This is a genomic window from Streptomyces seoulensis, assembly GCF_022846655.1.
In the GTDB taxonomy this organism is placed as follows: domain Bacteria; phylum Actinomycetota; class Actinomycetes; order Streptomycetales; family Streptomycetaceae; genus Streptomyces.
Map to the genome: position 1 here is coordinate 6,368,358 of NZ_AP025667.1, position 24,710 is coordinate 6,393,067.

The 24,710-nt window shown below is 68.7% G+C and carries 20 protein-coding genes and 1 tRNA gene; 13 read left to right on the plus strand and 8 right to left on the minus strand.

All coding sequences use genetic code 11. The annotated features are described in order from the left end of the window. The first annotated feature begins 68 nt into the window (after positions 1–68). Both HEK131_RS29285 and HEK131_RS29290 read left to right on the plus strand, forming a co-directional pair. Positions 69–1,046, plus strand: a complete 978-nt coding sequence (locus HEK131_RS29285; protein ID WP_244451811.1) for an ArsA family ATPase — start codon at positions 69–71, stop codon at positions 1,044–1,046. After that, entirely contained in the window at positions 1,043–2,401 is a 1,359-nt protein-coding gene (locus tag HEK131_RS29290; protein WP_217465076.1) for an ArsA family ATPase, read from the plus strand. The genes HEK131_RS29285 and HEK131_RS29290 overlap by 4 nt, the downstream gene beginning before the upstream one ends. 196 nt (positions 2,402–2,597) lie before the next feature. On the opposite strand, the gene wblA is transcribed toward HEK131_RS29290, so the two are convergent. Continuing rightward, positions 2,598–2,936 carry a transcriptional regulator WblA gene (wblA, locus tag HEK131_RS29295; RefSeq protein WP_202495049.1) on the minus strand — a complete coding sequence of 113 codons (339 nt, stop codon included), beginning with the start codon at positions 2,934–2,936 and terminating at the stop codon, positions 2,598–2,600. A gap of 584 nt (positions 2,937–3,520) precedes the next feature. Here wblA and HEK131_RS29300 point away from each other — a divergent pair. After that, complete coding sequence (locus tag HEK131_RS29300) at positions 3,521–5,800, plus strand: transglycosylase domain-containing protein (RefSeq protein WP_244451812.1); 2,280 nt, start codon at positions 3,521–3,523, stop codon at positions 5,798–5,800. A gap of 69 nt (positions 5,801–5,869) precedes the next feature. Here the strand turns inward: HEK131_RS29300 and HEK131_RS29305 are convergent, their stop codons facing one another. Continuing rightward, positions 5,870–6,337 carry a GatB/YqeY domain-containing protein gene (locus HEK131_RS29305; protein ID WP_217465074.1) on the minus strand — a complete coding sequence of 156 codons (468 nt, stop codon included), beginning with the start codon at positions 6,335–6,337 and terminating at the stop codon, positions 5,870–5,872. A 107-nt stretch (positions 6,338–6,444) separates the two neighbouring features. On the opposite strand from HEK131_RS29305, the gene HEK131_RS29310 reads away from it, so the two are divergent. From HEK131_RS29310 to HEK131_RS29335, 6 genes are all read left to right on the plus strand, one after another. Further along, the gene (locus HEK131_RS29310; protein WP_217465073.1) at positions 6,445–7,371 is read left to right on the plus strand and encodes a metallophosphoesterase; all 927 of its coding nucleotides are present in this window, start codon (positions 6,445–6,447) and stop codon (positions 7,369–7,371) included. A gap of 55 nt (positions 7,372–7,426) precedes the next feature. Continuing rightward, on the plus strand, positions 7,427–8,200 hold the full coding sequence (locus tag HEK131_RS29315; protein ID WP_217465072.1) for a Pr6Pr family membrane protein: 774 nt from the start codon (positions 7,427–7,429) through the stop codon (positions 8,198–8,200). A 65-nt stretch (positions 8,201–8,265) separates the two neighbouring features. Further along, positions 8,266–8,339: transfer RNA gene (locus tag HEK131_RS29320), tRNA-Pro, on the plus strand. Between the two features lie 424 nt (positions 8,340–8,763). After that, positions 8,764–9,672, plus strand: a complete 909-nt coding sequence (locus HEK131_RS29325) for a radical SAM protein (RefSeq protein ID WP_244451813.1) — start codon at positions 8,764–8,766, stop codon at positions 9,670–9,672. Next, positions 9,669–10,103 (plus strand): DUF6375 family protein, encoded by a 435-nt coding sequence (locus HEK131_RS29330; RefSeq protein WP_244451814.1) that lies wholly within the window; start codon positions 9,669–9,671, stop codon positions 10,101–10,103. Before HEK131_RS29325 ends, HEK131_RS29330 begins: the two co-directional genes overlap by 4 nt. Beyond that, a complete protein-coding gene (locus tag HEK131_RS29335; RefSeq protein WP_244451815.1) occupies positions 10,090–14,097 on the plus strand; it encodes an NACHT domain-containing protein in 4,008 nt (1,335 codons plus the stop codon). Before HEK131_RS29330 ends, HEK131_RS29335 begins: the two co-directional genes overlap by 14 nt. Before the next feature lie 172 nt (positions 14,098–14,269). Here HEK131_RS29335 and HEK131_RS29340 read toward each other — a convergent pair whose 3' ends face one another. The 3 genes from HEK131_RS29340 to HEK131_RS29350 form a co-directional block, all read right to left on the minus strand. After that, on the minus strand, positions 14,270–15,787 hold the full coding sequence (locus tag HEK131_RS29340) for a LacI family DNA-binding transcriptional regulator (protein WP_244451816.1): 1,518 nt from the start codon (positions 15,785–15,787) through the stop codon (positions 14,270–14,272). Positions 15,788–15,819: 32 nt separating this feature from the next. After that, a complete protein-coding gene (locus tag HEK131_RS29345) occupies positions 15,820–16,197 on the minus strand; it encodes a helix-turn-helix domain-containing protein (protein WP_432215684.1) in 378 nt (125 codons plus the stop codon). 126 nt (positions 16,198–16,323) lie between these two features. Beyond that, complete coding sequence (locus HEK131_RS29350; RefSeq protein ID WP_388827742.1) at positions 16,324–16,836, minus strand: helix-turn-helix domain-containing protein; 513 nt, start codon at positions 16,834–16,836, stop codon at positions 16,324–16,326. Positions 16,837–17,130: 294 nt separating this feature from the next. Here HEK131_RS29350 and HEK131_RS29355 point away from each other — a divergent pair, with 294 nt between their 5' ends. The 4 genes from HEK131_RS29355 (at position 17,131) to HEK131_RS29370 (ending at position 22,140) form a co-directional block, all read left to right on the plus strand. After that, a complete protein-coding gene (locus HEK131_RS29355) occupies positions 17,131–18,408 on the plus strand; it encodes a DUF3631 domain-containing protein (RefSeq protein ID WP_244451817.1) in 1,278 nt (425 codons plus the stop codon). Between the two features lie 212 nt (positions 18,409–18,620). Beyond that, entirely contained in the window at positions 18,621–19,691 is a 1,071-nt protein-coding gene (locus HEK131_RS29360; RefSeq protein ID WP_244451818.1) for a DUF2637 domain-containing protein, read from the plus strand. Positions 19,692–19,795: 104 nt separating this feature from the next. Continuing rightward, positions 19,796–20,449: a plasmid mobilization relaxosome protein MobC gene (gene mobC, locus HEK131_RS29365; RefSeq protein ID WP_432215715.1), complete on the plus strand. Its 654-nt coding sequence runs from the start codon at positions 19,796–19,798 to the stop codon at positions 20,447–20,449. Then, positions 20,449–22,140, plus strand: coding sequence for a relaxase/mobilization nuclease domain-containing protein (locus HEK131_RS29370; RefSeq protein WP_244451819.1), 1,692 nt, complete (start codon positions 20,449–20,451; stop codon positions 22,138–22,140). Before mobC ends, HEK131_RS29370 begins: the two co-directional genes overlap by 1 nt. Before the next feature lie 50 nt (positions 22,141–22,190). Here HEK131_RS29370 and HEK131_RS29375 read toward each other — a convergent pair whose 3' ends face one another. The 3 genes from HEK131_RS29375 to HEK131_RS29385 are packed head-to-tail and all read right to left on the minus strand — an operon-like array spanning position 22,191 to position 24,707. Then, positions 22,191–22,871 carry a WbqC family protein gene (locus HEK131_RS29375; RefSeq protein WP_244452177.1) on the minus strand — a complete coding sequence of 227 codons (681 nt, stop codon included), beginning with the start codon at positions 22,869–22,871 and terminating at the stop codon, positions 22,191–22,193. A 46-nt stretch (positions 22,872–22,917) separates the two neighbouring features. Beyond that, positions 22,918–23,586: a YdcF family protein gene (locus HEK131_RS29380; RefSeq protein ID WP_043255186.1), complete on the minus strand. Its 669-nt coding sequence runs from the start codon at positions 23,584–23,586 to the stop codon at positions 22,918–22,920. Then, the gene (locus HEK131_RS29385; protein WP_043255187.1) at positions 23,583–24,707 is read right to left on the minus strand and encodes a helix-turn-helix domain-containing protein; all 1,125 of its coding nucleotides are present in this window, start codon (positions 24,705–24,707) and stop codon (positions 23,583–23,585) included. The genes HEK131_RS29380 and HEK131_RS29385 overlap by 4 nt, the downstream gene beginning before the upstream one ends. Positions 24,708–24,710 lie beyond the last annotated feature (3 nt).

Sequence of the window (24,710 nt, forward strand, 5' to 3'; positions counted from 1 at the left end):
CCGACTGTAGTCGCTGTTATCCACAGCCTCCCGCGTGAGTGTCGCCCGGACTGGTTAGGCTCGAAGACGTGAGCAGGCTCCAGGTCGTCAGCGGCAAGGGCGGGACCGGAAAGACGACGGTCGCCGCCGCCCTAGCGCTGGCCCTCGCCACCGAGGGGAAGCGGACGCTTCTCGTCGAGGTCGAGGGCCGGCAGGGCATCGCACAGCTCTTCGAGACCGAGGCGTTGCCCTACGAGGAGCGGAAGATCGCCACCGCTCCCGGAGGAGGAGAGGTCCATGCACTCGCCATCGATCCCGAACAGGCCCTTCTGGACTATCTCCAGATGTTCTACAAACTCGGCGGCGCCGGCCGCGCGCTGAGAAAACTCGGCGCCATAGACTTCGCCACCACCGTCGCGCCCGGACTGCGGGACGTCCTGCTGACCGGCAAGGCGTGCGAAGCGGTGCGCCGCAAGGACAAGAAGGGCGACTTCATCTACGACCACGTCGTGATGGACGCGCCCCCCACCGGCCGCATCACCCGCTTCCTCAACGTCAACGACGAGATGGCGGGCCTCGCCAAGATCGGCCCGATACACAATCAGGCGCAGGCCGTGATGCGGGTGCTGAAGTCCCCGGAGACCGCCGTGCACCTCGTCACGCTGCTGGAGGAGATGCCGGTCCAGGAGACCGCCGACGGCATCGCCGAACTGCGCGCGGCGGACCTCCCGGTGGGCCGCGTCATCGTGAACATGGTCCGCCCCGAGCTGCTGGACGCGGCCGAGCTGGAGCTGGCCCGCACCGTGCCGCACAACGCCGTCGCCCGCGCGCTGTCCTCGGCGGGCCTCGGCGGAGCGCGGCGCGGCGGGCACGCCGAGCGGCTGGTCGACCCGCTGCTGACGCAGGCCGCCGAGTACGCCGAACGGCACACGCTGGAGCAGGAGCAGCGCGCGGTCCTCGACGAGCTGGGCCTGCCGGTGGACGAGCTGCCGTTGCTCGCCGAGGACATGGACCTGGCGGGCCTGTACGAACTGGCCACCGAGTTGCGGAAGCAGGGGTTGTCATGAGTCCGGACCCGCAGACCGCCGCCGACCCGGACGCGCGCTCCGGCCTGTCCCCGGCACGGACGCTGCACGTGGACGCGCTGCTGGACGACCCCGAGACCCGGATCGTGGTGTGCTGCGGCTCCGGCGGCGTCGGCAAGACGACCACGGCCGCCGCGCTCGCGCTCCGGGCCGCCGAGCGGGGCCGCAAGGTGGTCGTCCTGACCATCGACCCGGCCAAGCGGCTGGCCCAGTCGATGGGCATCGACTCCCTCGACAACGTGCCGCGCCGGGTCAAGGGCGTCGAGGACCGCCGCGGGGAGGCGCCCGGCGAGAGCGCCGAGGCCGGCGAACTGCACGCCATGATGCTCGACATGAAGCGCACGTTCGACGAGGTCGTGGAGTCGCACGCGGACCCCGAGCGGGCGGCCCAGATCCTGGCGAACCCCTTCTACCAGACGGTCTCCGGCGGCTTCGCGGGCACGCAGGAGTACATGGCGATGGAGAAGCTCGGCCAACTGCGGGCCAAGGACGAGTGGGACCTGATCGTCGTCGACACCCCGCCCTCCCGCAACGCGCTGGACTTCCTCGACGCGCCGAAGCGGCTCGGCTCGTTCCTGGACGGCAAGCTGATCCGGCTGCTGACCGCGCCGGCCAAGCTGGGCGGGCGCGCGGGGATGGCGTTCCTGAACGTCGGGATGTCGATGATGACCGGCACCCTGGGCAAGATCCTGGGCGGTCAGCTCCTCAAGGACGCACAGACGTTCGTCTCCGCGATGGACACCACCTTCGGCGGCTTCCGCACCCGCGCGGACGCCACCTTCAAGCTGCTGCAGGCGCCCGGTACGGCGTTCCTGGTGGTGGCGGCGCCGGAGCGGGACGCGCTGCGCGAGGCGGCGTACTTCGTGCAGCGGCTGGCCGCGGAGAAGATGCCGCTGGTCGGTCTGGTACTCAACCGCGTCCACGGCAGCGGCGCCACCCGGCTGACGGCCGAGCGGGCGCTCACCGCCGCGGAAAATCTTGCCGCCCCCGGCATTGTGGATCAGGAGGACGGGAAGGCTGAGGTTCGTAACTCCCCTGAAACGGACGGAAGTTCAGATTCCGCCTCGGCTTCTTCCACCTCTCCGGCTCCCGACGAAGGCTCCCCCGCCCCGGACCCGGAGCGGTCCGTGGACGAACTGACCGCGGGTCTGCTGCGCCTGCACGCCGAGCGCATGCGGCTGCTCGCGCGCGAACAGCGCACGAGGGACCGTTTCATCAGCGACCACCCCGAGGTGGCCATCGTCGAAGTACCCGCACTCCCCGGCGATGTGCACGACCTCACGGGCCTGCGCGACATCGGCGACCGCCTGGCGGCGGGGCACACGGAGCTGTCGTAGCCGAGGCAGCCGCGCCGCGAGGGCGTCCGGGCATGCCGCACACCGGCACCCGCGCGCTCCTGTGTACGGCGGCACGGGCGGGCGCGGGCGCGCACAGCGCCCAGCTCCCCGCACGACATCGCCGTACCGAGGCCGTACCGGCCCCCGCCGGTCCTCGGCTCCCTGATGCTCCCGGCCTATGCCGGAGGCGAAGCCCTCAGCTCACGGCCGCGTAGTTCTCGTACACCTCGTCGTCGTCGAGGGGCACGATTCCGGCGCCGCGCTCGTACTCCGAGCGGGCCGTCTCCAGCAGCCTGCGCCACGAGCTCACGGTGGGCCGCCGGCGCAGCAGCGCACGGCGCTCGCGCTCCGTCATGCCTCCCCACACGCCGAACTCGACGCGATTGTCCAGCGCATCCGCCAGGCACTCGGTGCGTACCGGGCAACCGGTGCACACCGCCTTGGCCCTGTTCTGCGCTGCTCCCTGAACAAACAGTTCATCCGGATCGGTAGTGCGGCAGGCGGCCTGCGCACTCCAGTCGGTAACCCAGCCCATACCGGCGCCGTCCTCTCCCGAATCGAGGCTCCCCCACGGCGGCAGCGGCATATTCACCGCCGCCAGTTGAGGACGTTACGGAAGGCGCGGACAGCGCAACACCCCCTTCGGGCCCAATCTTGAATGGCCCGAACGGACTATGGGTAAGCGGCAGATCACCCGGAGGAGTGAGCTGGCGACATGCGTGATCATCCCGGCAAAGCGGGATGGTTGTGGTGCGGCACATGGGGCGCCGGGTGACACACGAGGCGGTTTCGGACACGTCCCCACCGAGAAGTCGGGGTTACTCCGGAACGATTCGGGGTCGCCGGACGTATTGCTACATGGCCGTGCCGCTGTGACAGTTGAGAGCAGCTTAGGCCAATGCCTGTGCGTGTGTCCGGCGAATGACAACCTCGGCCCCGCTTTGCCGTGCCGTGACGCGCCCGGTGCCCCGGCGGCCTGCTCCGGCGTGCCCGCCGGACCCCGCGCGGCCCTGGTCGGGGGCGTCCACCACCCGACCGGACGTCACGATCCTGCACCCGAACCGCCCGAGGGCCCGTCGCTCCCCCGGAACGCTTATCACCACGGATTAGGCTGCCCCCATGCCAAAGAAGCGCTCGGGCGGTGGTCTGTCGGCGACGCAGTCGGCCGCCAAGTTCCTCGGTGTCAGTGTGCTCGCGGGGGCGGTGATGGCGGGCATCGCGCTGCCTGCCGCAGGGGCGCTGGGCCTCGCCGCGAAGGGCTCGGTGCAGGGCTTCGACGAGATCCCGGCCAACCTCAAGAGCCCCCAGCTCAGCCAGCGCACGACCATACTGGACAGCCGGGGCAACCAGATCGCCAGCGTTTACTCCCGTGACCGCACGGTGGTGGAGCTGAAGGACATCTCGCCCTACATGCAGAAGTCCATCGTCGCCATCGAGGACTCGCGCTTCTACCAGCACGGCGCCATCGACCTCAAGGGCGTGCTGCGCGCGCTGAACAAGAACGCGCAGAGCGGGGGCGTCGCCCAGGGCGCGTCCACCCTCACCCAGCAGCTCGTGAAGAACTACTTCATCGAGGAGGCCGGCGACGACCCGACCAAGGTCGCCCAGGCCACCCAGCAGACCCTCGGCCGCAAGGTCCGCGAGCTGAAGTACGCGATCCAGATCGAGGAGAAGCTCGGCAAGAAGAAGATCCTGGAGAACTACCTCAACATCACCTTCTTCGGCGAGCAGGCGTACGGCATCGAGGCCGCGGCCCAGCGCTACTTCTCCAAGCACGCGAAGGATCTCAACCTCCAGGAGTCCGCCCTCCTGGCGGGCATCGTGCAGTCCCCGAGCCGCTACGACCCCGTCAACGACGAGGCCGAGGCCACCAAGCGGCGCAACACCGTGCTCCAGCGCATGGCCGAGCTGGGCGACATCTCCCAGGCCGAGGCCGACCGCGCCGGCCAGGAGCCGCTGGGCCTGCGTGTCAGCCACCCCAAGAACGGCTGCATCACCGCGACCCGCGACTCCGCTTTCTTCTGCAAGTACGTCGAGAACGTCTTCCTCACCGACCCGGTCTTCGGCAAGTCCCGCGAGGAGCGCGCCAAGGTCTGGAACAAGGGCGGCCTGACGATCCGTACGACGCTGGACCCGCAGGCGCAGAAGTCGGTGCAGGACTCGCTGAAGGAGCACGTCTACAAGTCCGACTCGGTCGCGGCGGCCACGACCCTGGTGCAGCCGGGCACCGGCAAGGTGCTGGCGATGGGCCAGTCGAAGCCGTTCGGCTACGCCAAGGACGAGACCGAGTACAACTTCTCGGTCGACCGGGACCTGGGCGGCTCCAACTTCGGATTCCCGACGGGTTCGACGTTCAAGCCGTTCGTCGCGGCGGCCGCGATCGAGGGCGGCAAGCCGCCGACCCAGGCGTACTCGGCGCCGTACAAGATGGCGTACCCGAGCCCGGTGCAGCGGTGCGGCGCGACGCCGTACCGGAACACCGAGAACGAGATGGCGGAGAACGAGAACGAGTCCGAGAAGGGCCCGTACCGCATGAAGGAGGCGATGGCCAAGTCGGTCAACACCTACTTCGTGCAGCTCATCTCCGACATCGGGCTGTGCCCGGTGGCCAAGATGGCCGACAAGCTGCACGTGGTGCAGGGCGACGGCTCGAAGCTGCCGCAGACGCCGGCCATCGCGCTCGGCGCCATCGGCCTGTCCCCGCTGACCATGGCCAACGCCTACGCCACCTTCGCCGCGCGTGGCATGTACTGCACGCCGGTCGCCATCGAGTCGATCACCGAGAGGTCCGGTGACGAGGAGAAGTCGCTGCCGGTGCCGAAGTCCACGTGCTCGCGCGCGATGAGCCAGAAGACCGCGGACACGGTCAACACCCTGCTCCGGGACGTGATCGACTCCGGTACCGGCCAGGAGGCGGGGCTGAACGACCGGGACAGCGCGGGCAAGACGGGTACGACGGACGAGCGGAAGAACGCCTGGTTCGTCGGCTACACCCCGAACATGTCCGGCGCGGTCTGGGTCGGCAGCGCCCGGCAGGACGTGCAGATGAACAACATCACCATCGGCGGAACGTTCCACCCCCTCGTCTTCGGTGGCGGTGTGCCGGGCCCGATCTGGCGGGACGCGATGTCCGGCGCCCTGGTGGGCAAGGACGCGCCCGACTTCAGCACCGTCGACATCCCGGACGACGAGGAGAAGGGCGACGGCCGGGGTGACAAGGGCGACGGCGGCGACGACGGCCGCCAGGGCACGCCGGGCGGCGGCCTGATCGGCGGCCTCTTCGGCGGCCTGACCGGCGGAAACGGCGGGAACGGCGGCCGTCCCGGTGCCGTGAAGCCGAAGCCGAAGGTGCCCGGGAACCTGGTGCAGGGGAACGCGAACGGCGGACGCCGGAACTGATCTTCCGCTCCACGACAGTGGGGGGCCGCACCTCGAAGGTGCGGCCCCCCACTGCTATGTACTACCGGCTCAGCCCTGGAGCTGCTGCTTCACGATCGCGGCGACCCGGCCGCCGTCGGCCTGCCCGGCCACCTTGGGGTTCACGATCTTCATGACGGCACCCATGGCCCGCGGCCCCTCGGCCCCGCCCGCCTTGGCCTCCTCGACGGCCTGGGAGACGATCGCGGTCAGCTCGTCGTCGGAGAGCTGCTTGGGCAGGTAGGTGGCGAGCAGCTCACCCTCCGCCTTCTCCCGCTCGGCCTGCGCGGGACGGCCACCCAGGGCGAAGGCGTCCGCGGCCTCACGGCGCTTCTTGGCCTCCTTGGTGATCACCTTGAGGACCTCGTCGTCGGACAGCTCGCGCTTCTCCTTGCCCGCGACCTCCTCCTTGGTGATCGCGGCGAGGGTCAGCCGGAGCGTCGCGGAGCGCAGCTCGTCGCGCTCGCGGATCGCGGCGTTGAGGTCGTCGTGGAGCTTCGACTTGAGGGTGGTGGTCATGGACCGATTGTCGCAGGTGCGTACGGCCGAACGCCCCCTGATTAAAGGGGCTTGATCAAGGGGGCGCCCGCTCTTGAGGCTCCGGCGGGGTCTGACACGATGGGCTCATGCGCGCGCGATACGGAGTACCCCTGGGAATCATGGCGGCCGGGGCCGCCGGAGTGGCGTACGCGGCGGGCTTCGAGGTCCGCTCCTTCCGCCTTCGACGAGTGACCGTGCCGGTCCTCCCGCCGGGCATGCGCCCGCTGCGGATGCTTCAGGTCTCCGACATCCACATGGTGAGCGGGCAGCGCAAGAAGCAGCGCTGGCTCCAGTCGCTGGCCGGGCTGCGCCCCGACTTCGTGATCAACACCGGGGACAACCTCTCGGACCCCGAGGGCGTCCCGGAGACGCTGGACGCGCTGGGCCCGCTGATGGAGTTCCCCGGCGCGTACGTCTTCGGGTCCAACGACTACTACGGCCCCAAACTGCGCAACCCCGCGCGGTACTTGCTGGAGAAGGCGAACGGCAAGCACGGCCTGAACGGCAACGCGCCCGCGGTCGGCGTGGTCCACAACCCCTGGGAGGACCTCAGGGACGGATTCGACACCGCGGGCTGGCTGAACCTGACCAACCAGCGGGGCGTGCTGAAGGTCGAGGGCATGTCGATCGAGCTGACCGGCCTGGACGACCCCCACATCAAGCGCGACCGCTACGCCCGCGTGGCCGGCGGCCCCTCCGGGGGTCACGACTTCTCGATGGGTGTCGTGCACGCGCCCTACCTGCGCACCCTGGACGCCTTCACGGCGGACGGCTATCCGCTGGTCCTGGCGGGCCACACGCACGGGGGCCAGCTCTGCATCCCCTTCTACGGCGCGCTGGTCACCAACTGCGACCTGGACACGGACCGGGTGAAGGGCCTGTCCACGCACACGGCGGACGGCAACACCTCCTACCTGCACGTCTCGGCGGGCTGCGGCACGAACCGCTACACCCCGATCCGCTTCGCGTGCCCGCCGGAGGCGACGCTGCTCACGCTGGTGGAGCGGCCGTAACCCGTCCGGAGTGCCCCGGATCGCCCCATTTCTCCCTCATGCCTAGCGTGAGGGCATGACCGCACCGATACCGCCCATCCCCAGGGAGATCCCGGATCTGCCCGCGATCCCCTGGGAAAGCACCCCCGTGCTGCAGCCGTCGTACGTGCCGGTGTCGGCGGTGGTGGCCCCGGTCCGGCGCCCGCTGGTCGCGGCGTTCCGCCTGCTGACCGCGCTGGTGGCGGCGGCCGGGGTGGCCCTGGAGATCCTCCTGGCCGGCCCGGCCCGCGCACTGAGCTACTTCAGCGTGCAGAGCGCGGTCCTGCTGGCGGTGGTGATGCTCGTGTCGGCGTCGAGATCCTGGCGCCCGCGCCGCGCGCTCCCGGCGTCGATCACGGGCGCGGTGCTGCTCTACGCGGTGATCAGCGCGCTGGTGTACCACCTGCTGCTGGCCCACACGAACCCGCCGTTCACCATGACGGACGCGACGGTGCCGCCGGTGCGGTGGCACGCCCAGTGGGCGGCGCTCCAGGTCCTGCACACGCTGGTCCCGCTGGCGGCCGTACTGGACTGGCTCCTGCTGACCCCGGCCTCGCGGATGCACCTGCGCCAGGCGGCGGGGTGGCTGCTGTTCCCGCTGGCGTACCTGATCTTCACCCTGAGCCGGGCGATGTTCGTCCCCACGACCTCCCCGAGCCGCTACCTCTACCCCTTCCTGGACGTCACGGCCCACGGCTACCGCCACTCCCTGGCCAACGCACTCCTGCTCGGCCTGGCGATCTACGCCCTCGGCCTCCTCCTCGTGGCCCTCGACCACGCCCGCCCCACCCCGACCCGTCGCCGCGTCTGAATCGGATTTCGCCTCCGGCCCCCGGTGGGCTAAAGTAAACGACGTCGCCGCGACAGCAGCGACATCGGGGTGTAGCGCAGCTTGGCAGCGCGCTTCGTTCGGGACGAAGAGGTCGTGGGTTCAAATCCCGCCACCCCGACAGCTGTAACAGCAGGTCAAAGGTCTGATCCGTATCGCGGATCAGACCTTTCCTGCGTCTCCAGTGATCGTTTGGGAGAAACCTGGGAGAAGATCTTGGTCGGCTTCTCCCAGGGAGTAACCGGTGAGGCCGTCCGAAGTGCGGCGGCTGAACACACTCGGACCTGCGCGTTCGCGAAGGCGGCCCCGCAGTCGGCCAGGCCGATCAATTGGATCCATAGAGGCGTGTGCGCATGGCACGGCCACCATGACTGCATCAAGGACCTCAGCCGCCATTCCTACACCCGCTCCACCTTGACGCTGGTTGTCGCCGTCGCACCCGCATAGTGCCGCGCTCAGTTGCAACGCGCCCGACGCTCCCACTGCGAGCACGGTACCGATCTCCTTGCACGGTCCCTCCCGGCATGACGGGATGCGGTGGCATCATGCTGTCGGTGACGTGCAAGATTCGCCTGTCCGCAGCTGGTGTTCACCTGTTCGACCGTGCCTCGGGGATGAACGTGCTGCTCGACGAGGTGCCTGTTTCCGCTGAGCAGTTCTCCCGTGCTCCGCGGTACCTGTCCGTCGCGCTGACCAACGCCTGCGAACTCCGCTGCGCCTACTGCTATGCGCCCAAGCACGCCGCCGCGCTCGGCAGGGAGCGTGTAGTCGCGTGGGCGGTCGAACTCGATGCTGCCGGGTGCCTCGGGGTCGGCTTCGGGGGAGGGGAACCGACCGCGTACCGAGGGTTCGCCCAGCTGTGTTCGGACATAGCCCGGTCCACGTCTATGGCGGTGACCTTCACGACGCATGGGCACCGGCTCACGCCCGAACTCGTCGATTCCCTGCGTGGGGTCGTGCACTTCGTCCGCCTGTCAGTCGACGGGGTCGGAGCCACCTACGAGCGGCTCCGCGGCCGACCGTTCGCGGCTGTCGTCCAGGCAGCCGGGTTGCTCGGCTCCCTCGCTCCATTCGGCATCAACGCCGTCATTAATGCCGACACGGTCGGCGAACTAGATGACCTCGCTGAGTTCGCCGACAAGGTCGGCGCGTCCGAACTTCTGCTTCTGCCGGAGCAGCCAACTGCGGCAACTCCCGGCATATGCGAAGCCGACGCTCAGCGCCTCGCGGAATGGGCCGCGACCGCCAGGGCCGGGGTTCGGCTCGCGATCTCCCGTACTGGCCTCGAAGCTGCGCTGCCCACCGCGGAGGCCGTCCCAGGCGAGCGCCCCCTCGACGCGCACATGCACGTCGACGCGACCGGCATACTGCGCCCCCACGCCTACGCGCCCACGGGATTGTCAGTCGGAAGTTCCATCATGGAGGCCGTGCAGGCGTTGAGGGAGGCACGATGAGGATCTGGAACGGCTACGGCTCGGAGCACTCGATGGACCTGGTCTTGATCGGCCGATTTCAGACGGTCACCGGTGCCAAGGCAGCGGAGGAGCGTATGGAGGCTCTGAAGGCTCTTGCCGAGGACGCGTGGTCCGATGACGACTGGCAGAGCCCTGGCGAGCGCATGCCTCGCGAACTCGGCGAAGCACTCGCCGAAATGAAGTTGTACGACATGGGGAGGTACGACGTCGACGTCTTCGCCCTTGACCACAACGTCACCCGCACCGGAGAGACGGTCCGGATCTGGACCGACGAGTCCGACGTCCAGGGATTCCTGAAGGCACTTCTCCACCACGGCGCGAAAGTCGAGATCTTCTCCCGTCACGAATGGGACGAGGACACGATCACTCGGTCGGATGCAAGCACTCGGAGCGGCAGTGGATCTGACTGATCTGGAACGTCTGCCCGGCGCCGCCGACCAGAACTTCGAAGCGCTCACACGGGCCATCGTCTCCCGCCGCTACGGTGCGCTGGGCACGATGCGGGAACGCCGCAACCAGCCCGGCGTCGAGTTCTACCTGCACGTCGACCACGCCGGTGCTCTCGGCGACCCAGGCCGCGTCTGGGGTTGGTCGTGCAAGTGGTTCATCCTCAACAGCAGGAACGAGCTCAGCGCAGGCCAGCGCGCACAGATCGAGGACTCGCTCTCCAAAGCTATCGAGCACGTCGTAGGGCTAACCGACTTTGTGCTCTGCCTTCCAGAGCGGCCCGCCAAAGGGGACGAGGAGTGGATCAACGGACTCGGTCAGCAGGGGATCAGCGTCAAACTCTGGTCCACCGAGAACTACGACGACCAACTCGCGGGACACGACGAGCTCCGTTCCACCTTCTTCGGTGAACTCGCCCTAACCGCAGAGGTACTGGCGCAAGCCCACAAGCGATCTGTTGCACCCATCGAGGCGCGGTGGACGCCACGGCTGCACACTTCCCACCACGTGGAACATCGCATCGAACGGGCCTTGCTGCGCCCGGCGTCGTTCGAGTGGCTGCAGCAGCGCACCGACGACATCGCTGCTCGGATCCAGGCACTGCGCGCAGCCATCGACGTCCTCGAAAACACCTTCCACCAAGACACCGTAGAGATTGCCGACGACCTGGACCGATTCGTCGACGACCTGCGGGAGGTCCTTGACGCCGGAACGAGCCTCCGGCCCTGGGAAGTCCGCGAGCGCCTCGCCAAACAGCGGCCACCCGCAACCTCTCCCCGAACACTGCGACGCCTGGTGCTCAAACTGAGGCAGCGTCGCCTGCCCGAGGCACTGCTGGTTACCGGTCTCGGCGCGGAGATCCGCGACATCATCCAGTGGCTGCACGACACACGGGCGGACACCGAAGCCCCCCTGCTCGCCGTCATCGCCGCCGCAGGGCAGGGCAAGACGCACCTTGCCGCGCAGATGACCTCACCGAACGACCGATCCACGGCAGGAGTCTTCATCCAGGGCGGAAACCTGCGCGCCGGCGGGACCATCGACGACCTCGCGCGAAAGATCCCCGGACTTAAGGTCGACTACTTCGAGGACCTGCTGGAAGCTCTCAACTCAGCCGGTAACCGCGCAGGCTGCCGGATTCCGTTGATCATCGACGGCCTGAACGAGGCCGAACGGCCCTCGGAGTGGAGGGCACTGCTCGCCGCATTGGCACCTGCCCTGGGCGCCTACCCTCACGTGGCGGTGATCGTCACCCTCCGCGAGGCGCTCGCCGACCAGGCCCTCCCGAAGGACACGGTGCACCTGGAACTGGAGTGGCAGCGCGCGGAAGTTAACGACATCCTCCGCGTCTACTTCCGTCACTACCTGATCAACCCGGCCGACGCCTGGCTACCGATGGGAGAGTTCCACAACCCGCTCTTCGTCCGCATGTACTGCGAGGCCGCAAACCACGACCGCCGAGTGCCGGTGGGCGTGGAGGCGCTGCCTCAGTCTCTCATCGGCGTCTTCGAGTTGTACCGCAAGGGCGTGGTCGAGCGGCTGGCCCAGGATCCGGCTCGCATCCCGGTGCCGGCCGATCAGATCCAGCGCCGCCTCACAGCTCTGGCGAGACACCTGTGGACGCACAACGTTCGTCGACTTCCGTTCGACGAAGCGCGAAGAATCCTCGACGCTGACCAGCCGAACTGGGACGAGAGCCTGCTCAGGCGCCTGGTAGAGGAGGGAGTGATCTTCCGCGAGGAGATCAAGGGTTCCGACGACACTGAGTGCGGCTTCGTTTTTGACCGCCTCGCTGGATACTTGATCGCTGACTCGATTCTGGTGCGCATTCCCCCCGCGGACGTCAACGAGCAGCTCGCGGAGGCGACTCTCTGGCAATCCCTCCTGGGCGACCAAGCGCACCCACTCGGCGAAGACATCCTCGTCGGTCTCATCTCACTGCTGCCACGCCGCTTTACGCGGCACCACCTGTGGCGCGCCGCGCCGGATGAGCACCGTTCGTTGGTGCTCGCCCAGGAACTCACCACCGAGTCTGAATTCCTCGACGACGAGACCGTCGATGCGCTCGCAACCGCGCTCGTTACCGCGCATCCCAGCAAGAGAAAGGGACGACCAGCGATCGGCCGTCTGTGGGAGATCCGCAGGTCCGCCGCGCACCGCCTGAATGCCGTATTCCTCGACCGCGTCCTGCGCCAGCTGCCCCTTCCGGAACGTGACCTGCGCTGGACCGAATGGGCTCGTGGCCAGGCTCCAGGCCGACTGACGACAGACCTGGAACGAGCGATCGACAGGTGGTCCGGAAGCAGCAATCGCGCCGACAGCGACGATCTGGACGCGCTGGCCATCGCCTGGCTACTGACTTCCACGGACACGAACTTGCGGGACCTGGCGACGAAAGCCCTGCAGCGCTACGGCCGACCAGAACCGAAGCGGCTGTTCGACCTAGCCACCCGGCTGCTCGATATCGATGACCCCTACGTCATCGAACGGGTGGTCGCCGCAGCGTTCGGCGCCATCAGCGCCCACCAGATGCCCGATCCCGACGGACCGCTCGAAGGCGCACTGCGGGACTGGCTAGTGCGACTGCGCGACCGCTTCCTCGACGGCGGGACCACACCCACCTCACACGAGCAACTGCGCGGCCACATACGGGCCTTCTATGAATTCGCCGGTTCCCTCCACCCTGCCGCCGTTCCGGAGGGGGTCGACGCCTTCGCGCCAAGGTTCGCTGCCGTGGCGCCCGCCGAGCTGATGGAGGACGACGACCCCAACGCCGAGGAGTGCGCCCGCACCTTCGGCATGGACTTCGAGAACTACATCATCGGGGCCGCCATCAACGGCAGGGACAACTACGACTTCACCCACTCTGACTACCGCAGGGCCCGCGCCGAGGTTATGGCCCGCGTCTGGGCACTGGGCTGGCGCGAGAAGGAATTCGGCAGCGTTGACCAGTCCATTGCCGCGAACGCCGAGCGGCCTTACAGCGCCAAACGGAGGGTGGAGCGGTACGGCAAGAAGTACGGCTGGGTCGCCTACCACGAGATGGTTGGCCGGCTCGTGGATGTCGGCCGCGCACCGGCCCCCTTCGGGGACGCAGAACGCTTGATGCCCGACATCGACCCGACCTTCCCCGACAGGCCCCCGGTAGCGCCCATGTCCCTTCCGCTGTGGGCGCCTATGGAGCCCACCGACGACCAGACCTGGCTCCCCTCGGGGACAGTGGCTGTCTCAGACCATCTGTGGTCACCTGAGGAGATCCACGGAGTGTCCGGCGGCTGGCTTCTGGTCGAGGGATACCTGGACCACCGCCGCGACGGGCGGACGGTGTTCGGGTTCTTTCGCACCCTTCTACTGAATCCGGAGGATGTGGAACCCGCTCGGCAGCTCGCCAGCGAGCGCCAGTATCCGGGAAACCATTTCTTCCCTCCGCTGCCGATGGTCCGCGACGTACTGGCCGCTGAGATGCCTTGGAGCCCCCGATTCGAGCTGACGTTCGACGAAGATGCCCAGGGTGCTTTCCCGCACCGGGCGCTGCGTGACGACTGGCAGGACGACGGCATCGGGTTCGGCCAGGTCGCCGTGGACTTCTCCCCCGATAGCACTTCGGAGATCGGGCTCGGCGGAGGCTACGACGTGCCGTCGTTCGAGTTCGCTGCCAAGTTCGGCCTGCGCCAACTGCCCGGCACAGTCGACCTCGTGGGCCTGGATGGCCAGCGCGCCTCCGCAGTCTTCCGCGCGGACAAGCCCTGGCGCGGCCACCTGCTCTTCCTGCGCCGTGATCTTGTCGAGGGCTTCGCCGGTGATCGCCGAATCATGCAGGTGGCCTGGGGTGAGCGGGAGGTGGCCGCCGACTGGCACTCTGTTCCTTCCTGGATGCGCGCGGTGCACCGCAGCTACGCGCATGTGTGGCGCCACATCCGAATGCCGGGGGTGGGTCAGCGCAATGCGGAAAACTAACAGGTAGTACGCCACCGTGCGCCGTGCTGGCTCGGCGGCTGCTGCCGTCGACGCGCCAGTGAACGCCTCTGATGCGCGGGCGTCCCCGCGCTCGCGCTCGTCGGACAGATGTCGTAGGTTTCCGACGATAAAGGCGGTGCCCCGCGACAGTGTGGCGGGGCGCCGTTTGGAGCTATCGGAGGACGGCTGCGCATGCGCGCAGAAGGTCGTTGAGCACGCGCACTGGCGAGGCAGGCGACATGGCCAGCCGAGCATCGAGTGCCGCCTCCCACTGTTGGGTCAAGCCGAGCATGAGGCGTCGGCGCATGCCGGGCGTGACATGGGCGTAACGCGCGGAGACCGAGCCGTCGATGTGGCCCATGCGTTCGTCCATGAGGACCTTCTCCGTGCCGAGGTCCTCCATCATCGTGCGGTGGGTGTGGCGCAGGCCGTGGGGTGTGAGGCCCTTGGCAATCGGGAGCCAGCAGGTGTCCGCCCGAGCAGCAGCGCCCCGACCTCGGGCCGGGACGCCGGGCCACGGTTCACCCAGAATCGGCACCGGGCGAGCCTCCTGCGGAGCCTTCTTGGGGTACCAGCCTGAGGCTGCCGGGGTGAACAGCCATGTGGCAAAGCCGTTTCGGCGCCAGTGAGCTGCGTGCTCCGAACTCGCGCCACCGCGTACGAACCCGAGCTCTGCGATGGTGAGTTCGACGCGTACGCGCGTGTCTTCGCGTACGCGGTCGGGGTGGTTGAGGACGTTCGAGACCGTGCCCGTGGAGACTTCGGCACGGCGGGCGACGTCGACGAGCTTGGCGCCCTGGTGGCCTCCTGTGCGCGCCGCGCCTTGGCCTCGGAAGAGGTACGTCCTTCCGTGGCAGGGGCAGGGCGTCGGCTTCGTACGGGCGATGTGGTTGAAGACCAGGGCGGACAGCCAGTCCGTCGAGTCGATGTAGCGGTAGCTGTCGTCCTTGGGCGGGCAGCGGACCAGCTCTCCGGTGTCCAGCTCGTAGAGCTGCCACTCGACGCGGAACGCGCCAGGCCGGATGAACTCCGTTTCCAGGCCGACGATTTCGCCCCAGCGCATGCCGGTGTAGCCCTTGAGGACCGTGGCGACGAACTCGTCGTCGCGGCCGGAGAGCAGGGCCGCCCGCTCGGCAGTGAGCAGGATGCCGAGCGCGTCGGTGACGACCTTCTCCGGGCCGCGGTCGCGAGAGCGACCGGCGCGCTTGCCTCGTCCGCGCCGCCGGGCGGCCGGGTTGGACGTGAGCAGGCCCTCGTCGATCGCGTCCTCGAAGATCAGGTGGAGCGTGGAGCGCCAGGTCTTGACGCTCGATGCCGCGTAGGCCGCGCGCTCCTTCTTCTCCCACAGCTCGACGTCCGTGCGCAGGATGCTGGCGAGCGCCTTGTCCTCGAAGTCAGGGAGCAGGTGCTCCTCGATGTGGCGCTTGTAGTTCTGCATGGTCGAGGCAGCCAGGTCCTGGGAGGCGTACCAGCGGCTCGCGTACTCGCCGAAGGTTTCCTGGCCGAGGCCCGGATCGCGCCACTGGCCACGACGAACGGCCACCTCTTCGGCGTCTGCGGCCTGCTTGGCCTCGCGCTTGGTGGCGAACTTGACCACGGCGCCCGTGGAATCGGCGACGGTGCCGTACTTGCCGTCCTCGATCTTGTAACGGCCACGCCAGTAGCCACTGCGCTTCTCTGCGTACCCCACAGATCTCCCTCCCTTCTGTCGTATGGGGTGCGTTAAGCAGCTGCTTCGTACTGGGACTTGGTCATCCGTCGCGGTGGCCGGGCCTGGAGCCGGACGGTGGGTACAGCCACATCGGGCCGGTGCCGAGCGGGAGGCTTGCGCGTCGGCGCAGGAGCGCCGCCGGTGCGCTGCGCATTCACGGCCGGGCGCTCTTCGTGCATGCGGATGATCTCCGCGAGGTGCTCGTCCGAGAAGCGGTAAGCACGGCCGACGCGGGTGAACGGGATGAGCCGGCGGCGGGCACGGTCCTTGACCCACCAGGCGGAGCAGCCGAGGACGGCTGCGACTTCCTCGGGGACGTAGAGACGCGTCAGGCCGGCCTCGGCGGGCGAAGTCGGTGCCGAGGCAGGGGTTATCGCGGGTTGGCGCAAGGGGTGGGTCCTCTTCTGGCGGACATGGGGCGCGGCAACGCCGACCCGCCGGTCGATCGCTAGGGATGTGGGTGAGCTGCCCGGCCTGGGGGTTTGCGGCTCCAGGCCGGGAGGGGGTGCCGGAGGCTATGCCTCGCCGGTGGAGTGACCGTCACGGCCACCGGGCGGAGGGCCATGCATCTTCAGCATGGTCTTGCTGGCCTCCTCCGCGATGGCGCTCTGGACCATGAGGTCGGCTTCCTCGCGGATATCGGGGTGCTCGGTCAAATAGGCGTCGAGCGCGTCGCGCGCCTCGGTGAAGGCCATGTTGGCTCTCTGGGTGGCGCGGAACGCGTCCACGACCTCGTCGATGAGTTCCATGGCGCGGGCCTTGGCAGCCAGCTGCGGTGGCCCGACGAGGTTGCGCAGGTCGATGCCGAAGACTTCGGCGAAGCCGATGGCGTCGTCGAGGTTGATGCGGCGCTTGCCGTTTTCGATCCGCCAGACTGCGGACGGGTTCATCTCAAAGCCAGCCTCGTTGAGCCGGTCCGACAGGGCGTTGGTGCTCCAGCCGCGCGCCTCACGCTCCACCCTGATGCGAGTGGCAACGTTCGCCTCGCCGCTGAGCAGGACCCCCTCGGGCGGTTCTTCCTCCGCCACCGGCACCCCCTTCCGTTCGTAGCGATGCACTGCGGTTTGCAGCACAGCCTAAACAGTAGCATCGCTACTGCGAGACGCAAAGCACTTATGCGATCTGCAATTCGTGTGGCATAGTGATGGCATCCCACCTCACTGCCCTCAGGAGTCCGCACGCCCGCAAGTCACATGAAAGAAGCCCCCGGCGATGCCGGGGGCTCAAGCGCAAACCTCTTAACCGCCATCCCTAGCGATCAACCTGCGGAGTCCGGGATTGCCGTCCCATATGGCCCGCAAGCAGAGGAGCTGATGCTCAGTATGACCGATGCCCAGCCGAATACGCCATCCCTTCCCGACGGCTCCGGTACGCCGTGGCCCCCAGTCGCCGTCCCTGGCCAGCCGTCCGGCGCTGGCGCGCCTCTAACAGAAGAGGACCCCGACGACACCGCCTTGCCTACGCCGCTGTCTCAGGGGGCGCAGATCCTGGACGACCTTCGGGCACAGCTGAAGCGGTACGTGGCGATGCCGAGCGAGGAGGCCGTCACAGCGGTGGCCTTGTGGGTCGCGGCGACGCATCTGCAGCGTGCGTGGCAGCACGCGCCGCGCCTGGCGATCGTCGCGCCGGAGAAGCGGTGCGGTAAGTCCCGCCTGCTGGACGTAGTGACCGAGACAGTGCACAACCGGCTGATCACGGTCAACGCCAGCGCGGCGGCGATCTTCCGGTCGATCGACGGGGAGGACCCGCCGACACTGCTGGTCGACGAGGCCGACACCATGTTCAGCTCCACCAAGGCCGCAGAGAAGAACGAGGAGGTCCGCGGACTCATCAACGCCGGACACCAGCGTGGCCGGCCGACGCTGCGAGTGTCCGGGCCGGAGCACCAGGTGCAGGAGTTCCCCACCTTCGCCATGGCAGCACTGGCTGGGATCGGCGACCTGCCGGACACGATCATGGACCGTGCGGTGGTCATCCGAATGCGCCGCCGAGCAGCGGGCGAGAAGGTGGCGTCCTTCCGCACTGGCCGGGACACACCCGCCCTGAACGCGATCCGCGATCGCCTCCGCGCGTGGCTCCAGCCCCTCTATGAGCTGGCCATGGAGATGGAGCCACCGATGCCGGTCGAGGACCGCGCGGCGGACACCTGGGAGCCGCTGATCATCGTCGCCGATCTCGCCGGTGGCGACTGGCCCGCGCTCGCTCGTACCGCTTGCCGCACCATGACCGACTACGAGGCCGGCCAGGACGAGGAGGGCGGCCTGCGCACCCGCCTCCTGACCGGCATCCGCCGCGCCTTCGCCGCCGTCGGCGACCCTGCCGTGCTGAGCACGAAGCACCTGCTGGAATCCCTGAACGCAGACAGGGAAGCACCGTGGGCGGAGTACGGCGCAAACGGCCTGACCCCGCGCGGCCTGCAACTGCTGCTCAAGCCGTACGGCATCGGCTCGGCCAACCGCCGCTTTCCCGACGGCACTCAGGCCAAGGGCTTCGCGCGCAACCAATTCCTCGACACCTGGGCGCGCTACTGCCCCGAGCCGAAGGCGACAGACGCGCCCGCCTCTTCAGCCGACGGACCGGCGCCCGGCACCGCAGCCTGACTCGACTCCACTCGCATCACTCGTCCCCGCGCAGGTCAGTGCGGGGACGAGTGAAGTACCCGCAACGAGTCGTCTCGACATCGCCACGCCACTCGTACCTGTGCTGACCAGGCACGCGACGAGTGGTACGAGTCCCCGCACCTCACGGCGGCCACGCCCTGCCCGCCTCTGCGCCGAGACCGCCACCCCAAGCCCACCTGGAGCACCCCCGCTTGCTTGCACGCATCACCGCCCTGCTCAGCCGAACTGATTCGCATCAGCATCGCCCCGCTGCCGATCCTGGAAGTGGCCGCCGGGCGGGCGCACGCGCCACCCTCGTTCTCGGCCTGATTGCCGTCGTCCTCATGGCCTTCCGGGTCTCGTGGAACGCGCTGTCCGACGTAGCCCGCGCCATCGGCGCCGATCCCACCGCCGCCCTGCTCTACCCGATCGTGGTCGACGGGCTCATGGCCCTCGCACTCATCGCCACGCTTGTGCTGACCGGCTCCGACCGGGAGTTCGCGCTACGGGTACTGGCGACCTACACGATCGCCAGCCTCCTGCTGAACTACGTCCACGGGCTCATACCGACCCTGCGCACCGAGTCGACCCGGCTGGGTCGACTCACCAGCTGGGAGCCTGCGAACTGGGCCCTCGTACTGCTGGCCACGTCACTCCCAGTCGGGTCGATCTACTTCGGCTCGGACCTCGTGGCAAAGGTGCTGCACCACAAGCACGAGGCGGCCGACTCGGCCCAGTCGGTCAGCCGGCAACGAGAAGAATCCGCTGGCCAGCGCGCCAGGGAGCAGGCCGCACCGTCGGTGACCGACCGAGCCGAATCGGTTCCCGAGGAGCCGTCCGAGTCGATTTCCACGAAGGTCGACGAGGCACACATGACGGGATCGACCGGAGCCGACGAGTCGGCCCTCACTGCCCGACCGCCCCGGTCGACCACCATGGCGAAGTCGACCAAAGCCGCCCCGCACGAGACGACCGGTCCGCGTCTCACCAACGCCGAGTCGACCACCGACCGCCACCGCACCGACGCCGAAGTGCTCGCTGAAGGCCGCCGCCTGACCGCCGACTGGAGCGACGACCTGTTGACCGCCAAGCGACTGCGCAGCGAACTGCGGATCGCCCAGACGCGCGCCCGCACCGTGCGCGACCAACTGAGGGCCGAGCGCGCCAGTCGGCCCGAGCCGGGCACGGACGACGGGTTCAAGGGCAAGCCTCTCGACATCCACGACGACGCCACCATTCAGCAGCAGAGGGAACCCGCTGCAGTCCTCTCCAGCACCGCCTGACCCAACACTCGCACCGGTCGCCGCCTCCGTGCCGACCAGCACGAGGGGGCACCGTGTCCGCACACAGCGAACACTCGCCCAAGGACCCGACGGAGAACCAGCCCATGCACGACCTGCAACACGAACTCACCACCCCCCAGAAGGAGATGACCACCGGCCTGAACAGCGGAGCAAGGTATCCCGCTGGACCGTCCAAGGGCCGGTCCTACGGGGAAGCCTCCGCCCTAGGGGTGGCGGAGGCAGGCGGGCACCAGGGGGTGCCCGAGGAGGAACAGACCGCCATCGCCGAGACCGTCGCTGCTGTGCCGTTTCCGCGTGCCGCCGAAGAAGCCGCCCTGCACCGCGTCGCCCGCCGTCGCAAGCCTGACCCGAACGGCCAGCGCAAGAACCGTGTCGATGCCCGCTATAGCGCCGAGGAGAAGGCCGCCATCCTCGCCAAGGCCAGGTCGCTGAACATCAGCGGCGCCCACTACGTCGCCGTCGTCACCCTCGCTCACGTCCACGGAGACCTCACGGTGCCCGGCCAGCGCACCCAACTCGACGACTACATAGACGAGATCAACGCCCTGCGCCGCGAGGCAGGCCAGGCCGGCAACAACATCAACCAGATCGCCAAGAAGCTCAACAGCGGCGGCCATCCACAACCCGTGGACACCGCCCTGCTCACTCAGGCCACACAGACCTGGACCGCCATCGGCACTGCCGTCGAGCAGATCGCGCAGGCTGCCAACCAGGCTGTGCGCCACAAGGCGGCCTGATGATCGCGAAGATCAAGAACGGCCAGAGTACGGCCGGCCTCATCCACTACCTCTTCGACACCCGCAAGAAGGGCCACACCGACCCGCACCTGGTCGCCGCCTGGGATAGCTTCGCCCCCGACCCCGGCCGCGCCACCGACGCGGACGCCACGAGGCGGCGCCTGGTCGCGGACCTCGACCTGCACGTCAAGCAGGCCGACAGGCTCGGCCGCGCCCCCGAGAAGCACGTGTGGCACTGCTCGGTCCGCGCCGCCGGGACCGACCGCATCCTCAGCGACGAGGAGTGGGCCAACATCGCGCGCCGTGTCGTCGCCGCCACCGGCATCGCCCCAGACGGTGATCCGGACGGCTGCCGCTGGGTCGCCGTCCGCCACGCGCCGGACCATATCCACATCGCCGCCACCAAGGTACGGGCCGACCTGCGCACCGCACGCCACTGGAACGACTACCTCACCGTCGACCGCGAACTCGCCACCATCGAGAAGGAATACGACCTCTTCCAGGTCGTGCGCGGCGACCGCACCGCAGCCAAACGGCCCACCCGCGCCGAGCAGGAGAAGGCCAAGCGCGCCGGCCAGGCCCGCACCGCCCGCGAACGCCTGCGCACCACGGTGCGTACCGCCGTGGCCGCCGCAACCAGCACCGAGGAGTTCATCGGCCTGCTCCAGCACACCGACCACATCATGGTCGACGTCAAGCAGTTCCCGTCCGGCGACGTACGCGGCTACACCGTCGCCCTCAAAGGCGACACCAACGCCCAGCAGGAACCGATCTGGTACTCCGGCTCCGCCCTAGCCCCGGACCTGTCCCTCCCCAAGATCCGAAAGCGCCTCGACGCCACCGAACCACAGCAGAGCCCCCGCACAACCAACCCGTGGCACCAGGCCACTGCCGCCGCGGAACGCATCCCCCACCGCCTCGAACACGCTGAGGACGCGGCAGCCCAGGCCCACCTGGCCGCCTTCGGCGAAGCCCTTGATGCCTTGCCCCTCCGCGCACCACAGACCATTCGCCCCCAGCTGAGGCAGGCAGCCGAGGCGTTCGAACGCGCCACCCGCTCTCGCGTCCAAGCCGAGCACCAGCGCGCCCGCGCCCTACGCGGCGCCGTGCGCGCCATGATCCGCGAACCCGCCCCCAAGGACGGCGCCCTGTTGGCGATGTTCCTCGACGCCGCGATCCTCGCCGTCATCGCCGCCGCCCGCTGGCACCAGCTCCGCCACCACGACCAGCAGGTGGCGGCAGCCCACCAGACCCTCATCCACCTGCAAGCCGCCTACGAGCACACAGCCGTTGCACCACTGACCGCACTCGCCCAGCGCCGGCCACTCCAGCATGTGGTGCAGCGCCACACCCTCCTCATCCACCAGATCATGCCGGACCATGCCAAGCAGGTGGCCGAAGACCCGTCCTTCGACGCACTCACGGCCGTGCTCGCGGCCGCCGAGAAGGCCGGACACGATCCGAAGCAACTGCTCCAACAGACCGCCGACGAACGGGCGCTCGACGACGCCCGAAGCCCCGCACGGGTGCTGACCTGGCGCATCGAGCGACTCAGCGCCAGGCCGGTTCCGAGTGAGCGTGCGCGTGTGGCACGAATACGGAGTGCGACGCGGTGGTCGGTCGCGCCGGTCCGACCGACAACGGTTGCGCCGGTCTCCCAGCCGCAGCCCCCACAGGCACGCCGACGTTGATTCCACCCGCTTCGTGTTGGTCACACCCGCCTCCGTACCCGAAGCGGGTGTCAGGCCGCGCACCCCAGCGCATCGTGGGCGAACGCGAGAGCCCGGAACCGAGCTCCCACAGCGTCGGGCCCGCGGGAGGCCAGCGCCCGTAGAGCACTGACCTGTCGCCCCGAGGCCCACAGCCCAGTGGCCGGGGAGAGAAACGGGACGACGGCTACGCCCAGCTCGGTGAAGGGGGCATGGTCCAGGTAGGTCATGCCGCCGGTGCCGCACAGGTACGCGCGTGCGCCGGTGGCGTCGGCCAGCCGCTCGGACCGGCCCGTGCGTGTCGGCAAGGTGCTGCTGGTGAAGATCTGTCCCCGCCAGCCGAGCAGTTCGAGCAGGGCGCGAGTCGAGGCCGTGGCGACCGTCGCGACCCTTCCTGTGTCGAACGCGTTCCAGACCGGCTGAAGGGCTCGCTCAACGGCGGGCCAGTGAGGACTGGTCCCGTACTGCTGGCGCAGGATCGATGAGGCTCTGCGTCGGGCCGCGGCAGGGTCGGCGATCAGGGTGTCTCTGATGAGGGTGGCGCGCCCGGAGGGGCGGTGAGTGGGGATGGTCAGCCACCGGTTCGGGCCAAGGCCGTCGAGTGTGGCGATGCGGGCGCGGTGCTGGTAGTCGCGGCGGACGAACTGCACGTCGTCCAGGACGATCCAGTGGTCCGCCGCGAACAGCTTGGCCAGCGTGGTCAGCCGGGGCATGAAGTTGGGCTGGTGGATGGCGCACAGGCTGCCCGGGAAGGTGAGTTCAGGAAGCGATGAGGCGGCTGGTGAAGCCGGCGTGGATGAGGGATTCGTACGCGGCATGCACGTCCTCCGGGACCTCCTGCTCGATGGCGAACCCGAGCTTCGGATACTCGATCACCCGCTGGAGGTCGCCGACGAGCATGTCCACCACGAGCTTCTCGTCGCCGATGGACTTGAGGTAGTCGTCGAACTCCAGGGTTTCCGAGGCGCACACCATCTCGGCCTCGGGCCACAGCTTGCGGGCGGTGGCGTACGACCGCCGTTCCATGTAGGGCTTGGAGACCAGCAGCACCTTCTCCGGGGTGATGCCGGCGTCGGCCAGGACCTCGCGGGCGAGGGTGATGTTCTGCCCGGTGTTCGCGGCGTGGGGCTCCAGCAGGATCGCTGAGGCTGGGACGTCGAGGTCGATGGCGTGCTCGCGGAAGTGGACCGCTTCGCCGCGAGGGAAGACCTTGGCGGTGGTCGGGCTGTTGCCACCGGTGAAGACCAGCGTGGGGAAGAGACCCGCGTGGTACAGCTCGGCGGCGCGCGTGGCCACTCCCAGGTCGTGGCTGCCCAGGCCGATCGCCACGTCCACGGGGCGGGCCTGGTGGTGCATCTGGTGAAAGTCCCAGATCGCCTTGGCCTGGTGCCACTGGTCTTCGGCGATGCCCTGCTGGTTGTCACTCACGCGTTCGTCTCCCTGATCACCGTCGGCGAGGCCCCGGGCGGCCCCTCACTGCTGGCCTTGACGCTCTCGATACTGCGCAGTTGGTGCACGAGGCCGTACTGCGCGGCCGTCCGAGCGGCCTGGCCGAGAACGCGTAGCCCATCATCGCGGGTCGCCGTGTCGGAGAGCAGGATGTGGCCGTGAGCGGTGTCCAGTCGTACGCGTTGCATCGGTGAGTCGGTGCTCCCGCTGCTTCGGGCGATGTCGATGAAGTGCATGGCCTGGGTGAGGTCTCCGACGCCCCGGCGGGCCAGGGCTAGCTTCTGATGGGCCACCGACCAGTCGTCGGGTTCGGTGAGGTCTTCGAACTCACGGGTCGCGGCCTGCATCACGCGGGTCGCGTAGTCGTGGTTGCCGTCCTTGCTGAGTGCCGTGCCCACCCACAGGCGGGCTCTGGCCCGGTCACGGCGAGAGAGCCGGTCGTCGACAGCGAGCGTCTCGTACGTACGGGCCGACGCCTCCAGGTCACCGGACATCTCCGAGACGACCGCGAGGGACAGATCGAGCTGGGCGACGCGGCGGGGGATGTCGAGCTGGGTGAAGATCGAGCGCGCGCCCGCGTAGGAGTGGCGGGCGGACAGCGGTCCGAGCACGGCGCCCCGATCACGCTTGAGGTCTCCGAGTAACGCGGTGGAACGGGCGTAGAGGTACAGGCCCTTGTCGTCGAGTTCGGCGGCCGTGAAACGGTTGAGCCATCGGCCCAGCAGGCTGTCCGCGAAGGTGAAGTTCTGTCGGGACAAGGCGACAACGGCACGATCCAGGTCGTCGGTCCACGACTCGTACTCCCAGGCTCTGGGCCCGGCAGCCGTCACCCGGCGTCCGGCTGCCACCTGCCCGGGGCCGGCCATCTCCGACAGGAGCGTTTCGAAGCGCAGGTGCACGGAGGCATCGGCGCGGCCGAGCGCGGTGTCGAGAATGGCCTGCGTGTCAGGGCGGGGCTCGGTCGCGGACCGGAGCTTTTCCCACTTGGAGATGGTCGCGACGGCGAGACCGAGTCGCTCGGCGAAAGCCCGCACACTCAGGCGGAGGGCGAGCCGTAAGGCTCTGGCCTCCAGGCCGGTCCAATGGTGCACGGTCGCCACACG